We start from the raw sequence: 17,384 nt of genomic DNA on the forward strand, positions 1-17,384 counted from the left end.
ACAATGGCAAAAGGCCGGGAAAGATTGGACTATCAGCGGTAAAGCCCCCGAAACTCTAGTGGCGTCCGGCCCACCGTCTTCTTAAAAAGCCGTGAAAAATAGGTGTGGTCCTCATACCCCAGCCTATGCGCGATCTCCTTGACGCTGTACTGGCTGTAATACAACAACCGCTTCGCTTCCAGCACTATCTGCTGTTGTATCCAATAGCTGACGGTGAAACCTGTTGTGTCCTTCACTGCCTCGTTGAGATAGGAAAGGGAAAGGTGGAGGGCGGCGGCATACTCCCCGGCGCTCTTCAATTGTTTATATTCCACAGACAGCAGCTTCCGAAATTCCAGCATGATCGTCTGCGAACGGGAAACCTTATCCGCCGGGATACACTGCTGCCTGGCATACACATCGGTGAACATCGCCGTAAAAGCCGACAACATGTGGTATACGGCCTGTCGTGAATAGCAGGGATCCAGCCGTCGTTGCAGCGTGTCCATCAATTCGAGGCATTGCAGCATCGGTTCCAGCTCGGCGGGCATCACAGCCACGGGCTTTATCGATAACAGTGGGTTCTCCAGTACGGCGCGAAAAGAATCCGGTACCAACCCGGGATCCAGCGCCATGAACCAACCCGTCGCAGCGGCATCGGAGCCCCGATAACTATGCATCTGTCCCGGCAGGATATAAAAGAGGGTGTTCGCTTCCAGCGTAAACTCCTCGAAGTCTACCATGACGCTGCCCATCCCCGTCAGCCCCAAAAAGAAAAGGTAATGGTCGTCCCGGTGCGAACCCAACAGCACCCCCTGCTTCACCGTCTCGCTCTGCACGTCCACCTTCTTCAGGTGAAACCCCTGATCCGTCATCTCCTCCAGCCGGTGCATCGGTATGTCATTTCGTTTATCCGCCATAGTCGTCAATAAATCGCCGTAAATTTACCTCATGGCTGTATTATCCGTCTGGGAAAAAGAAAGTTTTTTTGCGCCTGCCGATATCATCATCGCCGGCAGCGGTCTTGTAGGTCTATGGAGCGCTTACTATCTCAAAAAGCACGCTCCCTCCCTTAACATCACCATTGTCGATCGGGGCATCATCCCCACCGGCGCCAGTACCCGCAACGCGGGCTTCGCTTGCTTCGGCAGCCTCACCGAACTCATTGCCAACCGGCAGCAACTGGGCGACGACCAACTATTGCAACTCGTCGAATGGCGGTACAAAGGAATAAAAAAGATCAAAAAGATCTTCGACGCCCGCGACATCGACTACGAAACCAATGGCGGTTACGAACTCCTGGCAAAAGCCGATGACAACGAACTCCGGTCGACCATCGATGTCATCAACCGGCTGCTGAAAAAAGTGACGGGTGAACAAAAAACCTTCCGGCTGCAAAATGAGCAGATCGCCCGCTTTGGCTTCGCCGGAGTCCAACACCTGGTCGAAAACAAGGCCGAAGGCCAGCTGCATTCCGGCAAATTGTGCCAGGCCCTGATGCGCCTCGTTCAGTCCATGGGTGTCACCATCCTCAATAACATAGAGGTCACCTCCTATGAGAAAGTGGGTGGCCACCTGTTGCTCCATACCCAGCATGACTTCCCATTGCTTTCCTCCCAATTGCTCATCGCAACAAATGCCTTCGCCCGGCAGCTGCTCCCACAACTCGATGTAACCCCTGCAAGAGGCCAGGTACTCGTCACCTCCCCTATCGAGGGCCTGCCTTTCAAAGGAACTTTCCATTTCGAAGAAGGCTTTTATTATTTCCGCAACCTGGGCGACCGGGTCCTGCTGGGTGGCGCGCGCAATAAAGCATTGGAAGAAGAGAATACCGACGAAATGACCATCACCGGCAAGATCCAGCATGAGCTCGAACGCTTTCTCAACGAAGTAGTCCTGCCTGGCCGGCATTATTCAATAGAACACCGGTGGAGCGGCATCATGGGCATGGGTAGCGAAAAGATGCCCATCCTCCGCGCCGTCAACGACCATGTGTTCTGCGCCGTCCGCATGAGCGGCATGGGTGTCGCCCTCGCCCCCGTCATCGGCGAAAAAGTAGCCGAAATGATGACCTCCACCGGCTAATGATTGCCCTACCGCCCCGCCGCCAACGCGCGAATCGCACCATCATTCAACGCCTCCGCCCACACCTGCACCTTATCGAGCAAACCTTTGAATACCCGCTCCCCCGGAAACTCCTCATTCCGTCCCAACACCCATCTATTCGCCACCGACAAATTCACCCGCTCGGCTACACGTGTCCTTCCCTTCAATTCCCCATCGATATAAACCTTCAACCCATCCCCCGTACAAACTCCGGCAATATGATGCCAATGCCCAAACCAGTCCGCCGGCAGATCGACCGTACAATCCCCCCGGCCCCAACCACCCGCAAAAAAACTAAGCCGGCGGTTATCCTGCACCTGCAGTACATGATGGTCCCCCTTTGTTAAGATATCAACCAACCCCTCCCCTGGCGACACCGGATAAACCCAGGCCGCCATCGTAATGGTCTCACCCATGGTGTCCAGCGAAGGCGCAGGCGCAACCTCCACATACCGATCTCCACCCGAACCCACCATCCTCGCCACATTGTCATAACCCGATCGATCGACCATCAAACTATCTTGCAACGACAAGGACAACAACAACGATCCCATCGCATCTCGGAACACCTTAAATACCACCCTTTGCGAACCCACCCTCACCTCTCGTAAACCCGGACTCGATACGACCCAATCCACAGCAACCCGCCGCTTCTCTCCCGGCTGCAACGTCAATGTGTCGGTCCTCACCGGTCGTCCTTCGCCTGTATCCACCGCAATACGATATACATGCGCCACCCCGTCGATATTCTGCACACAATAACTCCCCGACTGCCGTTCACCCACGCGAACCAGCGGCCGCACAGCTAGCTCCTTGATCACCGGCTCCGCCGAACCCCTGCCCACTACTTCCACATGCCGTTCCATCCCCTCTATCTCCAAAACATTCTTTCCTTCCGCGTAAAGCCGGCAATCCATCGAATCCTCCACCATATCACCCGCCGCCACCAGACAGTTCTTTCGCTCGTACTCCCGGCCATTCACCTTCAACACGACGATCGCTGTCCCAAGGCTGCCCATATTCCGGATAGTAAATCTCACCTTGAATAATTCATCAGGCGCCACCTTCTCTTTCGACACCTTCATCCCGGAAAAAACAAACGCCGGCTTCCCTTCTTCCGCCGGACCCTCTACCGAGCTGTCGCCCACACCAAACATCATTTCCCCTCCCTTTCGAATAACCGAATCTGCCAAAACCAATCGATCATAGCCCCTTCCATTCGTCGCATTGATCACAAACATCCGTCCATCAGCCAAATGCAGGCTCACCTTATGAAACAATGGCGCCCCGATAGTATATTCCGGTCGGCCCGGACAAAAGGGAAAGAACCCCATCGCACTAAAAACATACCAGCTCGAAAAAGCCCCCAGGTCGTCATTGCCGGGCAAGCCACCGGGCGAAGCAGAAAAACGCCCATCCCTAAACGCAGCTACCCATTCCAGGGTCTTTCCCGGTGCCCCCGCATAGTTGAAGAGGTACGGCACATGAAACACCGTCTCATTGTCAAAGACAATCGCTCCACTCGCCAAGGCGGAGTCCAGCCGCCTGACAAACTCCTGCCTTCCACCCAGCAGGTTGATGAGGTCTTCCGGATGCTGTGGAACGAAATAGGTATACGCCCACTGGTCCCCCTCCTTATAACCGCTCGTCCCCGGCTGCCGAAAAAACCGGTCACCCTCACGGGGCAAAAAGAACAGCTCAGACGCATCAAACAGGTTGCGATAGTTATAACCCGCCTGTCGCAACGCAGAATGATCATGACGCGCTACATCCGCCGCAAAGGCGCTTATCGCCCAATCATCATAAGCATATTCTACCGTCCTGGTTACCGACTCCGGGTAGGTACGCGGCACATACCCCAACCGGCCATACACCTCCCTATCAACCGGCCGATAAGGTGCATCTATAGTGCCTTTACGCATGGCTTTGTAAGCCTCCGCCGGATCAAAACCTCTTATTCCTTTAAGATAAGCGTCTGCAATGATCGGGATGCTGTGATTTCCCGTCATCGCCTCGGCAGGAAGATAACCCGTCTGCCGGTAAACATCCAACATCGACAGGATAATATCACGCTCTACCCCGGGAAACAACAAGGTCAGCAAAGGCTGCTGGCTCCGGAAGCTGTCCCAGGGCGAAAACCCGCCATATTCGGACGCCCCCGTTGCCTGGTGGACAAGCCCGTCTCTCCCCCGGTATTTCCCATCCGCATCGGAAATGATCCACGGCAGCAGCAAGGAATGATACAGCGCGGTATAGAATATCGTTTTGTCCACCGCATGCTCATCCTCCACTTCCACTATCGACAAGGCCTTTCGCCATTTGTCCCACGTCTGCTGCTCCACCTCGTCGAACCTATGCCGCTCACCCGCGGCCCGAAAATTTGCTTCTGCTCCCACAGCACCCAACGTACTGACGGCAATCGCAATCTCGACAACCGTAGCCCGGCCGGTATCCGACACAAACGTCAACACCTTACCCTCACCCATCTTCTCTTCCCTGACAATCGCCCGGCTAAAATGCAATACGGCCACCCCATCCAATCCCCCGACAAACAACCTTGGCGCCACACCCTCCGGGAAGGTGCAGCGCATCCAGCCCACCCGCTCAGACGCCGTCGTCTCCACCGTAGTATTATTGTCCCTGAACAAGACCCGATAGTATCCCGGCCGTGCCACCTCATCTTCATGCAGAAAAGCCCTCGGCATAAGTCCATTAACTACCGGCATCATCCTCCCCCTTCCCGCCGAACCACCCGGCCAGCCGCTCATATGCCCGATACAACTAAACCAGGCTATCGAATCATCAGCATGATCATAACCACCTTCTGCCCGCGTCTCAGGCGTCATCTGCACAAACCCCCAGGGGGCTACCGCACCGGGATAAGTGCCACCCTCATTCCCCCATTTGGTAACCACATCGCTCTTGGCAGTCCCGATCATCGGGTCCACATAATCCATTACACCTTTGCCTGTCGAATAAACCGCCAGCCGCCTCCCCGCAACCGTCTCCTTCCGTACGGTCACACTGTCGGGCCTGCGGCCATCTTCATCATAGATCACCAATTCATTCGCTCCCGCCTTCAACCAGCATTCAGGAATATAAAGCCCGGGAGCCGGCGTCTTCTCCGGATACCGTCCAAGGTTATGCCCATTCACCCACACCGACCCATGCCCCAGTCCATCGACATGCACCCGGAAGATGGGATGCTCACCACGCTCCCCATAACGGGGCACCCGAAACTCCGATCGATAATAACATGGTACCCCCGGCTGTCCACTATCTAGCGGTAACCAATCAACGATCTCCCCTGGCTCTGCAATTCCTCCACGCATCCGCCACCCCGTTATCTCCTGCGAACCGGAAAAGTAATGCACCCGCACCGGCCGGTCGATCCCCCCTTCATTCGAATAATTTTCGATAAATACCGTCAGCACCAACGGCCGCTGCAGAGTATCCAATCGATCGAGGTTCACCCGAAAAGGAATATTCCACCCTTCGTGCCGCAACAGCATATGCCCATTGAGAAATATAGTCGCATTCTCATCCGTACTCCTGAAATCCAACACCCCACTGTTAGCCCCCGCCGGCGGCTCGGGCAATACCACCCCAAACCACCCAAAACCCTCCTTCCTGTCAAAAGCATCATCCCCTATTTTATAATCGCTCCAACCAGTTGCATCCTCCAACGGCACCCGCACATCACCCGGCCCCGCCGCCCGTAAGAATCTCCAGCCCGCCAGCATTCCACCCGACGGCGCTCCCCGCTCCAACCGCACCTCACCACCAAGCCCCTTGGGGTCCGCATCCTCCATCGACCCCAAAAAACCGGCAAGCTTATCCCGCCCGTCATGCGCCGTAAAGACCGCAATCGTATGCTCGCCCTTCGTCAACCGCAGCGGTGCCTCCCCTTCATGCAAATTCACTACCCCCGCAACCGCTCCATCCACAAACACAGTCGCCCGATCGCCCCCCTGCATCCGTAACGTATAGTCTCCATTGACATCGATCCGCACAATAGCACGATACCAGGCATCCGGCGTAACATTACCATCAGCACCCATTTGCAAAGGCCGCTCACTATGCAGCCAATCCCGATCGTCAAAACCCACAGCCGCCGGCTCACCTGCCACCTTCTGCCGCCACGGCGATAATAGCACCACCGAATCCACGCGGGCAACCGCCGCCATATCACCTCGAGCCGCCGAAACCGCGGAAGCCCTCGTCTCCGACCGCAACACCCATTCTTCACCTGCCGCCCCATAGCACCTCAACAGCCCCCCGGGCTCCTCGCCGCCAAACGTCTCCGTCCCAACGGAAAACATCTTCCCTCGCATTCGCACATCCCCGACATAATCAGCCCCACAAACAACATAATGCTTGCCACCCGATTCGACAAACCAGGTCTGATCCGCCATCCGCCTGCTCACCACCAACACCCGCAGCGTCTCATCACCCGCCCGGATCACCACCTCCACCGGCGCCGCCGACACTACCGTATCCAATTTCTTCGACCTCCCGCCGGCAATAAATTCCAACCTTACCGGGCGACCTTCCTCACCCTCGACAACCATCGTGTGTGATGCCCCATCGGATACTATCCCCATCACCCTAACCGGCGCCCATTCCAGCGTAATATGCGAACTCACCGCAAAATGATGCACCACCGGCAGTATCTCTCCCGGCGCCAACACAACGGCAACACCCCGTACCACGGCCCGCACCGGCGTCACTCCCGGGTTATCCAAAAACACCACATCCCCCATCACACTATGCCGGGCCGTCACCCGTACACCCGTATCTTTCACCAATCCCTTCCACTGCGCCGTCGCATCCACCCCATCCGCCAGCACCCCCTGAAAACTCCGTGCAAACAACGCAGCCCGCTTAAATGCATAATACATCGGCCGCAGATCCCCCGCCTGCCCCACCGCCGCACTATAATCGTAAGAAGCCGCATCCTCATCATTATTCGTATACCCAAAATTGCTTCCCCCATGCGCCATGTAATAGTTGTATCCGCCACCCCCATGCACAATGATCTTCCAGGTTCTACGCGCATATACCGCCGAATCACTCACCCCCGCGCCATAACCATTGTACCACACACTCCAAAACTCCGTCGAAAACCACGGGTTCGGCCGCGACGGGTCATCCAATCGCGCCACATCCCCACCAGCTACACCCGGCGAAGAAACCCCATCACCCGCCGGATCACTCGCATGATGCAACCCACTAAAAAAATAAGGGACCTCGAGTCCCTTCTCCAACGCGGTAGACTGCAAATGCCGGAAATAGCCATCCGGCATCGCCGTACCCCAACCCCGCTGATGCTCATTCTCCAGCTGCACCAGGATCACCGGTCCCCCATGCTGTATCTGCTGCCGGCAAACAATAGGCAGCAACCGGTCAAAATACCGATCTACATACCGGAGAAACGCCGTATTATCCTCTCTCACCCGAACCCCCGGCTTGAACCGTAACCACAACGGATAACCGCCATTGTCCCATTCCGCGCAATAATAGGGCCCCACCCTGACAATAGCATACATGCCCATCTCCCCCACCAGCCGCAAAAAGGCCTCCAGGTCATGATCTCCGCTGAAATCGAATTTCCCTTCCTGTGGCTCGTGAAAATTCCAAAAAGTATATACCTCGACACAATTAAAACCCGCCCGCTGAAGCCGCTGCAACCGGTCCCGCCAAAGCTGATGCGGCACCCGCGCATATTCCATCCCCGCCGACACCAGGAAGCATCGCTTACCCTTCACCAAAAATCCTTTCTCATCAAAATCGATATACGGCTTCGCCACCGCCGCAGCCGGGAAAATATGATCATTCGACCCTTCCACCATCGGCGCATACTTCCGGAAAAGCTCCGTCGCCACTTCCACTGCATCGCCCTCGGGCCGCGAAGCATAGGCCTCATGCCCATTCACCCAGTGCCACTCCCAATCCTTCACCTCCTTGTCAAAAGCCGCCCAGTCCATCTCCCCGCTCAGTATCCCCCGGTCAAGCCGCGCAAACAACAACTCCCATCGCCGTTTATAAAAACCCTTGATCAATCCCGACCACTGCCGGTTCGAATATTCCCTCAGTTCACTCTCCTTATCCCCCCACAACGTGATCAGATCACGCGCATTCTTCTCATACAGGTCCTTCTCCGCCGAACTGACCCCACAGGCCCGGGCATCATGTATCCACTTGCCCAACAGGAAATCGGTACGGGTAGCCAGCAGCCGGTCCATATCATCCATCAACGCCAGGAATTCCCGGCTACACCGGCGATAAACCACCGTATCCCGCTGCTTCCAGGCCGCAACCCACTGCTGCTGCAACGGACTGGCATAGTTGGCGAGTACCTGCCGCGTCATATCCACCAGGTCATACCGGAATCCATCGCTTTTCCCCAAAATAGGCGCCGCCTTAACAAACAGCCCCAGGGCGCGAGCCAACACAGCCGGATCATAATCAAGATGTGTCAACACCCGGTCGATCTTCACATCGAACGTAGGCCTCGCCTGGATGATCGACTCCGGCCCGCCTTCCCCCAGCCCGCCATGATACACACTCCCCTCCAACAACTTCCAAGCCTCATCCACCGAAGCCCAGGCCGCCGCACTCCAATCCTCACCATGATCCTCACTCGCCCCGCCGCGAACCGCAGCCGAAGCCGAAGCCCAAACCGCCGCATCACTATATCGCTCCCTCGCATACTCCTTCAACCATGCCCCTACATCCACCGCCCCATCCTGCCACACATTTTCCAACATCAGCTGATAAAGCGCAGGATTCTGCTCGATACCCTCCGGCGTCAGCCCAATACCCACCATCTTTCCCGATGCCGGATCATGCAGCGCCGCAGAAGGGTCAGCCGCCGCATTACTCATCCGGCCCCACAAACTAATATTCCCGCCAAAATTGTGCAGTATATTCCATATCCACGGCTTACCATAATAAGCATTAGTCCTGTTCCAGACAGGATGACTCTCACTGTACAGATCGAGCAATATCATATGATCGTCCGGCACCGCCTTCAACAAGGCCTGTATCTGCACCGGCTGCCAGTACGACGCATTATAATGGAACATCCACCCCTGCATCACCCACACCGCCGCCGGGTCTGCCGCCGCCATGGAAGCATACACTTTCTTGCTCATCGCATCGAGATAGGTCGAATCCGTAGTAGGCGGTACATTCTCATTAAACGTATCAGCAGAATACAAATGATCCGAACCATACTCCCCCTTCTGTACTTCAATAAACCGACGCCCGATCGCCTCGAACATGGGATCCCCCGGATCAAGAATATATACATCCGGGAATCCCGCCCCCCAATTGGTCCGCTTCACCTTCGCCGCCGGAAAACGCGCCTGGAAGGACGGCGGTACATGTCCCGTAAAAGCAGGCAACACCGGCTTCATCCCAAAAGCCCGCTCCGCAACAAGTATCTTCTTCTGCAACTCCTTATGGCTCTCCTTCCAATGCGCAGGCAACGGCCCGCCCCAGGCATCGATGTTGCCCATCCAAAGCCAGGAGAAATAGGCCGGACCGCTAAAGAAAGCATCCAGCTCCTTATCCGTAAAGCCCATCCCCCGGTACACCTCCTGCCAGATCGCCTCTTCCCCCGTCAACGCCAGCGGCATATTGATCCCATTCATCGCCATCCAGTCGATCTCCCGCTGCCAGCGATCCCAATCCCACCAGGCCATGGAATAATTGAACGTACAATAGTTGAGATAATACCGGTAATCATACGGCGTCTTCCGGTGAACCCGCTCCTTCACCAATGGCAGCACCACAGGCAAATGCAGCGAACTCCCATTCCACGTAATAAGACAATGACAATAATGCCGCAGATAATAGTTCAACGCCGACGCGACACTCACCCCATTGCTCCCCCGCAACACAACCCTGCCGCCGCGACTCTCCACCTCAAAAACATCCTTCCCACCCTCCGGCGCTACATACTCCACCTCGAACAAACCAGCTCGATCCTTCACCACCCGCTGTAAAAAAGCCGTCAGCGCAGGCCGGCCCAACCCACCCGGGGGCGGCGTCTGCCTCTCTACTTGCGAAAAAGCGGCCTGACACCAAAATGTCAGCGCCGCTGCAAAAACCAACTTGTGCATGAAATAGTTAATAATTCGGGTTTTGCACGATCACCCCCTTGCTCTCATCGATTATCTCCTGGGGAATCGGCATATAATAATCTTTTGGCCGTACAAAGGTACGGGAAGGAATGACGACCGAACCATTATATGGCGGCAAAGGTGAAGCCGATTTTGGCTTACCGACAATCGTATCCAGATTGATCAGCTTGTCCTTGTCCCACCGCAGCAGGTCCTGCCAACGGATATTCTCCCCGGCCAGCTCCACCCTGCGCTCATGGATCAGCTGGTTCATCCCCGCGCCCGATACCGGCAACAGACCCGCCCGCTTCCGTACGGCATTGATCTCTACGTCACCGCTACCCGCACCGTTGAGCCTGATCTTGGCCTCGGCAACAAGCAGGTATACGTCGGACGAACGCAACAACGGCTGCTTCAGGTCATAGTCGACGCCGCCATCCCCACTGGGCATAAAGGCCGTATACTTTTTGATACAATACCCGGTAGTGGACATACTCGGCAGCATCCGGCCGGTGGACGCACCCGCCATTCCTAAAAACATCTGGTAAGCATCCCCCGCGCCGATCGTCGTCATATTCGTCTGGTTGGGAATAGAATCCCCCACCGAGATAAGCGTCGCCTTCTTCCGCACCGAATCCCCCGGCTCGAACGACTCGGCAAAATTCTCCGTCGGATGGTGAAAGCCCCAACCCTGCCAGGCCCTTGGAGTAAAATAGGTGCTGATCGCCGATGCCGGAACATTGGAGATCTCCTGGTTCTTGTTCCACACCGCAAACAGTATCTCCGTATTGCTCTCCTGGTTGCCCAGGGTGAAGTTATCGGTATAATGGGTCGCAAGCGCATAATTACCATCGCCCGTCACATTCGACCCGTACTGGACGGCCTGCTGCAGCTTGTCCTCAAACATATACAACTTACACAGCATCCCCCAGGCAGCACCCTTGCTTACCCTCCCCTTGTCTGCGTCATCATAGGTCTCGGGCAGAAGGCTCGCAGCCTGCAAAAAGTCCGACTCCGCCTGCGCCCGGATACTGTCGACAGAAGATTTGGGAACATTATAACTGGCTGCTGTAACGTTCTTCTCCGTTATCAGCGGCACCGAACCATAGATCTGGCTCAGCACAAAATAGGCATACCCCCGCAGGAAATAAGCCTCACCCATACTCCGGTTCCTGATCGCACTGTCCATCACCGGAACCTTGGGAATATAGAGTATGGCATTATTCGCCCGCCCAATCTGCTCATACGCAAACGGCCACGTGATATAGATCAGCTGCAGCGTCGGGTCTATCTGAAAATTCTGGATATACTTGAAATCCGGGTGATCGCCGTCTACACAGATATCATCGGACTGGTCATCATAGGCATACAGGTCATGCCCGATCCAGTCCTCTGTATATAAGATATTATAGATCCCCAGCACCCCGGCAATGACATCGCTCTGGTTGCGCCAGTAATTGGCAGTCGTATATTCCCCGCTGGGGTTCTGGTCCAAAGGCTTCTTGGTACAACCGGCGCTGAACAGGACAATGCCCGTCGCAACGATCGACAAAAGCAAACAGTTTCTATAGTTAATGCGTCGCATCTTCGTTCTTCGTTTTAATGAACTAAAAATTTACAGTGGCGCCGGCCATCACGGTCCGCGTCGCCGGGTATTGCGCAAGATCAACTCCCCGTTGCAACCCCGGTGTGGAAGAGCCCGGATTGGTATACCCCAGCTCCGGCGTATACCCCGGATATTTCGTCAGCATGAACACATTGTACATACTGCCATAAACCCTGATCTCAGGTAGATTCCAGTCGCCGATGGTCACCTTCGGCAGCGTATAGCCAATGGTCAGGTTCTTGAGCGAAAGATAATCGCCCTTGAAGACCCACAGATCGGATGACCGGTAATTGTTATTTAGGTTGTTGATGCTAAGCCGCGGAATGCTGTTGCTGGTGCCAGCCCCGTGCCACCTGTTCTTTTCGTCGGCATACCAGTTGTACACCTGGGTGGCATCCAAACCCGAAAGCCGGTCGGCATCATATAGCTGGAAGCCCGTCGCGCCAACAAAATTAAAGGCCAGGTCAAATCGCGAATAGTTCACCGTTCCATGAAAGCCAAAGACAAAATGCGGGTTGGGGTCGCCCAGCCGTACCCGGTCCTTATCGTTGATGATCCCGTCGCCATTGATGTCCCTGAATCGCACATCACCCGGCTTGATATTCGCCTTGTTGGGGTCGTTGGCGACATTGGGGTCCTTGTCGATATCGGCCTGCGACTGATAAAGTCCCGCCGTCTTGAACCCATAGAAGGAAGCGATCGGCTGCCCCTCATAGGTGCGCGAAATATCCACATTCTCCCGGCCATAAGGCGTAGAAGCCAGATAGGTGGAGTTCCCATACAAGCGAGTGATCTTGTTGTGGAGGAATGACCCGTTAGCGCCAAGCGAATAGCTCACCTTGCCGGCCTTGTTCTGATAGTTCACCTCGATCTCGATGCCATGGTTGTTCAGCTCGCCCAGGTTGTAATCAGGTAAGGTGATATTACCCGGGTCATCAGGCAGGTTGTTCTGGGCGCCAAAGGTCTCCACTATCTGGTAAGGGATCAGCATGTCCGAAGTATTCTTATTGAAATACGTTATCGTACCCGTCAGATGATTGTTAAGCGCAGCCAGTTCCAACGCGATCGTCGTCGTCACCGCCTTCTCCCAGGTAATGTTCGGATTGGCAAGACTGGTGACATACGCCCCGTTCAAATAGGTAGTCCCCGTTCCCAGGCTGTAGCCATAGCCGCCGCCTCCCGTTCCGCCGCTGCCGCCATAACCGATGATGCCCAGGTATTGAAAATCGCCCACATTCTGGTTACCCAATTGCCCCCAGCCGCCGGTGAGTTTCACGGAATTGATGATGTTCTTCAACCCATCACCATAGAACTTCTCATCCGACAACCGCCAGCCGGCCGAGAAAGCCGGGAAATACCCCCAGCGCTTGCCCGGCGCAAACTTGCTCGACCCATCAGCCCTGAAGGTCGCCGTCAGCAGGTACTTGTTCATAAAGGAGTAGTTACCTCTCACGAAGTAGGATTGCAGCCCCCAGGGATTGTAATTGTAACCATAGTTGGAAGCCGAACTGCTGGTCCCAAGGCTCAGCACTCGCTGGTCCTGGCTGGTATCCGAGAACCCCGACCGTGAAGCCCCGAACGAATTACCGCTATAGGTCTGGGCAGAATAGCCACCCGTCAGCGTAACGTTATGCACCCCGCCAAAGAGGTGGTTATAGGTTAGATAATATTCCTCGAGGAAGGTATTGCTCTTAAAGAACGACTGCTGCAACGAGGCGATGGAAGGCCCGCGGGTCTGGTTGGGCATGGCATTGTCAAACTCATAATACTCATTGCTGGTATGATCATACCCATAGTTGGCCCGCAGCTTCAGCCCCGTTATGATCTCCAGCTCGGCATACCCGTTGGCTAACAAGTGATCGTTCTTGTTGTATTTCTGTTGCTCGGTTGCCGTCGCCACAGGGTTATTGATATCCCCCAGTTGGTTGTCGGCCTGCGAAGTTCCCCAGCTGCCATCGGAGTTAACCACCGGGATAGCCGGGTTGAAGCGGATAGCGCTCCACACCAGACCGGTCTGTGAAGACTTGGTATTCGGCGCTGCCCCATCTGTGTAAGAATAAACGACATTTTCGCCAACCCTGAACCGGCTGCCGATCTTATGTTCGGAATTGATCCGGCCGCTATACCGCTTAAAATAGGAATTGATGATCATCCCTTTCTCATTGTAATAGTTGCCTGATATGCTATAATTGGAATTCGCATTCCCACCCCTCAGCGCAACGTCCGCATTCTGCACATCCCCATTCCCCATCAAAGCCCGCTGCCAGTCCGTTCGCTGCTTAGCATAATAAGAATTACCCCAAATGGTAGGAACAGTCAACCCATCGTTGGTATAGGCCTCGGTCTTCAACGCCACCAGATCGGGCGCCTGCAACATCGGCAGGAATTTCACCGGGCTCTTAGTACCTGCATATACATTCGCCGACGGCTTCAGCTGTTGATCATAACTTCCCTTTTTTGTCGTGATCAGCACCACCCCGTTGGCCGCGCGGCTACCATAGATGGCCGAAGCAGACGCATCCTTCAATATCTCGATGGAGGCGATGTCATTGGCATTGATGTCGTTCAGGCCACCCGTAGAAGGCACCCCGTCGATCACATATAACGGATCGGAATTATTCACCGTACCCGTTCCCAATACCCGGATACTGGGAACACTGCCGGGCGAACCGTCATCCCTGACGATATCCACCCCCGTAGCCCGGCCCTGGATGGCGTCGGCGGCATTGCTCACCGGAACATTTTTGATATCCTCACCCTTCACACTGCTGATGCTGCCGGTGACATCACGCTTGCGCTGCGTACCATAACCAACCACCACCGCATCGACCAGCCCCGTGGCAGCCGGTTGGAGGGCGACGGCCAGGTTCACCACTTCTCCGCCCACTGTAACGGTTCTCACCACCGTCTTATATCCTACATGGGAGATCTCCACCTGGTAGGTGCCGGCGGGAATATTGAGCTCGAACTTCCCGTCCTTGTCGGTTACCGTCCCGGTGCTTAACCCTTTTACCGTGACGGCAGCCCCTTCCAGCGGAGCGTTGGTCTCATCCTTTATCACCCCCCGGACAGGCCCCGATGCCGGCGCCGGCGCTTCCGCAACGACGACATGCGGCTCTTCCTTCTCTTTTACAATGATGGTCTTGTCCTGAACTACATAAGTAAAAGGCTGATCTTTAAAACAAAGCGTCAACACCTCTTCCACCGTGGCATTATGCACCTTGATCGTGACTTTCTTCGCCTTCGCCAGCATATGGCTGTTGAACAAAAAGTTGTACCCGGTTTGTTGTTGAAGACTTTCGAACACCTGCTCGAGAGTGGCATTCTTTTTCGATAACGTCACGGTCTGCGAAAGCCCCGAGGCGCTTAGCTGGAGGGAGGCGGCAAGCAAAAAGATCGCAGTTAATCTCATAATCAAGAGCGTTTTGGCTGGCAAAAGCTCTCTTCCACGCAGGGCTTTGCCATCTGCAGTTAGATTCATACTTTTGAGAAGTTTGGTTAATCAATCAGTGTCATTCGCATTGGCCTGTAGCAGATAACCAGATCATTCACCGGGGGCGGGTCCAAGCGCCCCTGGTTTTTGAGCTGCCGGAGGCAGCTCGTCCGTAAGGACAGACATTAGCGTCCCGGCTATCGCCATATTTTTAGTTGTTTTATGGTAATACAATAATTTTCCTCCCTTCTATCCGGAAATGCACCGTATTGGTCAATTCCAGCGTATGCAATAATTCATCGATGTTCTTACTCCGCGATACGATACCGGAAAAGTCCTGGTCATTCCCATTGGTCTGATACACCACCTCCACATTATACCATCGCTCTACCTGCCGCATCAGCTCCCTGATCCCCGTCTCATGAAACCGGAACAACCCGTTCTTCCAGGCAATGGCCTGATCGACATTGGCATCTGTAACCCGCAACACATGAGTCCCCCGATCGACTATCGCCTGACGACCCGGCTCTATCTCCACCGCACCAGCACCGCCCTCCGGCATCACCCGTATCTTCCCCGTCACAAGGGTCGTAGCGCTATGCTCCTCATTACTATATGCCATGATATTGAAGCTGGTTCCCAACACCTGCACATCCTCACCCGCGGCAATGTGCACGATAAAAGGCTTGGAAGGCTCAGGCGCAATCTCAAAATAGCCCTCCCCCGTCAATTCCACACGCCGTTCCTTCCCCGCAAAAGCCGTCGGGAATCGCAGCGAAGACGCCGCATTCAGCCACACCTTGCTGCCATCCGGCAACACCACCTGGTACTGTCCCCCATATGGCGTGGCAATAGTATTATACATCACTCCGGTCGCCGCCTTATCCCTGGCATCATAGGCCAGCACACCAGCATCCACCTTCACCACTTTGGCATTGCCCTGCAGTGCAAGCATTCCGTCCTTGGCACTATCGAGCACAATAGTCGACCCGTCGCCAAGCGTAAGCACCGCCTTGTTGCCACCCGGAACGATCATCACGGGATGACGCACAACCACGGGCGCCGTTGTCTTATGGCCACGCGCCGTCATCACCCAATAGAGGACGCCCGTGGCCAGGCAAAAGAGAAGCCCCGCTGCGACAAGTATCCGCTTCATCACGAACAACCCCGACCGGCCCGGCCGATGCGCCGCAGCCTGTATACCCAGCCACATCTTGTCCCAATCCCGCTCTCCACCACCTTCACCTCCCGCAACAACATCGCCGGCACTCTTCTTCCAGTCCTCGGCAACAAGTTTCTTCAACGCGTCCCTGCCCTCCGCCCCACGTATCAGGCGGAATAACTCTGCCACCTCGTCGGACGAGGCAACATCGTCCCGGTATCGCCGCAATAAATAATAGATTCTTTCCACAACCCTATAGAGTCACCAAACAAAAAAAAGGATGAGTCGGAGCGAAAGTTTTTTTATTTTTTCCCGACAAAGAGTAGCGCCATCAGCCATAGAATAGATAAGATATTATCTTTCATATAGTTCCGGATAAATTTCAACGCGTGCGCCAAATGGCTTTTCACCGTGTGTGGCGACAGCCGCAACGCAGCCGCAATCTCATCATAGCTCTTGCCTTCCTTCCGGGACAAATGATAGATAAGTCTTTTTTTGGGGGATAAATGTTCCAGCGCTTTGTTGATAAACCGTTCGCCGTCATTAATATATATGGTCTCCTCGGTCTCGTTGCTGGACTTGTCTGCCGTCCGGCTGGAAAGTTGCAACACCCGCGCCTTGCTGGCTTCCTTCCGCAGATGCCGGTATATCTTATTGTATATAATAGTGGAGAAATAGCTCTCGGCATCTTTTACTGCGGCCAGGTGCCGCCTGCCGGTCCAGACACTGATAAATACATCCTGCGTGATCTCTTCTGCCGCAAATACCGATTTGGTCCATCGATAGGCCAGGGTATAGACCCGAACCCTCGTTTGTTCGAAGAACAACTCAAAAGCAGTCTCATCCCCGGCAGCAATAGCATTAAAAAAGGCAGCGCAATCCATATCGGCAGAAAAGATTCTCATAATGCGGAATAAAGTTAAAAAAAATATGCATACTTTCACTCAATCGCCGGAGGCGATTGGTCCG

General features: G+C 54.9%; 7 protein-coding genes. 1 reads left to right on the forward strand and 6 read right to left on the reverse strand.

The features are described from left to right. Positions 1-32 precede the first annotated feature (32 nt). Positions 33-899, reverse strand: coding sequence for a helix-turn-helix domain-containing protein (locus IEY39_RS07170; protein ID WP_188929910.1), 867 nt, complete (start codon positions 897-899; stop codon positions 33-35). 31 nt (positions 900-930) lie between these two features. Between IEY39_RS07170 and IEY39_RS07175 the strand changes: the two genes are divergently transcribed. Then, positions 931-2,064 (forward strand): NAD(P)/FAD-dependent oxidoreductase, encoded by a 1,134-nt coding sequence (locus IEY39_RS07175; RefSeq protein WP_188929912.1) that lies wholly within the window; start codon positions 931-933, stop codon positions 2,062-2,064. Between the two features lie 8 nt (positions 2,065-2,072). Here the strand turns inward: IEY39_RS07175 and IEY39_RS07180 are convergent, their stop codons facing one another. From IEY39_RS07180 to IEY39_RS07200, 5 genes are all read right to left on the reverse strand, one after another. Further along, positions 2,073-10,214, reverse strand: coding sequence for a GH92 family glycosyl hydrolase (locus IEY39_RS07180; RefSeq protein WP_188929914.1), 8,142 nt, complete (start codon positions 10,212-10,214; stop codon positions 2,073-2,075). A gap of 7 nt (positions 10,215-10,221) precedes the next feature. Beyond that, positions 10,222-11,799, reverse strand: a complete 1,578-nt coding sequence (locus IEY39_RS07185) for a RagB/SusD family nutrient uptake outer membrane protein (RefSeq protein ID WP_188929917.1) — start codon at positions 11,797-11,799, stop codon at positions 10,222-10,224. Positions 11,800-11,821: 22 nt separating this feature from the next. After that, on the reverse strand, positions 11,822-15,232 hold the full coding sequence (locus IEY39_RS07190) for a TonB-dependent receptor (protein ID WP_188929919.1): 3,411 nt from the start codon (positions 15,230-15,232) through the stop codon (positions 11,822-11,824). Between the two features lie 241 nt (positions 15,233-15,473). Beyond that, on the reverse strand, positions 15,474-16,664 hold the full coding sequence (locus IEY39_RS07195) for a FecR family protein (RefSeq protein WP_188929921.1): 1,191 nt from the start codon (positions 16,662-16,664) through the stop codon (positions 15,474-15,476). 53 nt (positions 16,665-16,717) lie between these two features. Further along, on the reverse strand, positions 16,718-17,320 hold the full coding sequence (locus IEY39_RS07200; protein ID WP_188929923.1) for an RNA polymerase sigma factor: 603 nt from the start codon (positions 17,318-17,320) through the stop codon (positions 16,718-16,720). Positions 17,321-17,384: the final 64 nt, after the last annotated feature.

Source organism: Puia dinghuensis, from assembly GCF_014642875.1.
In the GTDB taxonomy this organism is placed as follows: Bacteria; Bacteroidota; Bacteroidia; order Chitinophagales; family Chitinophagaceae; genus Puia; species Puia dinghuensis.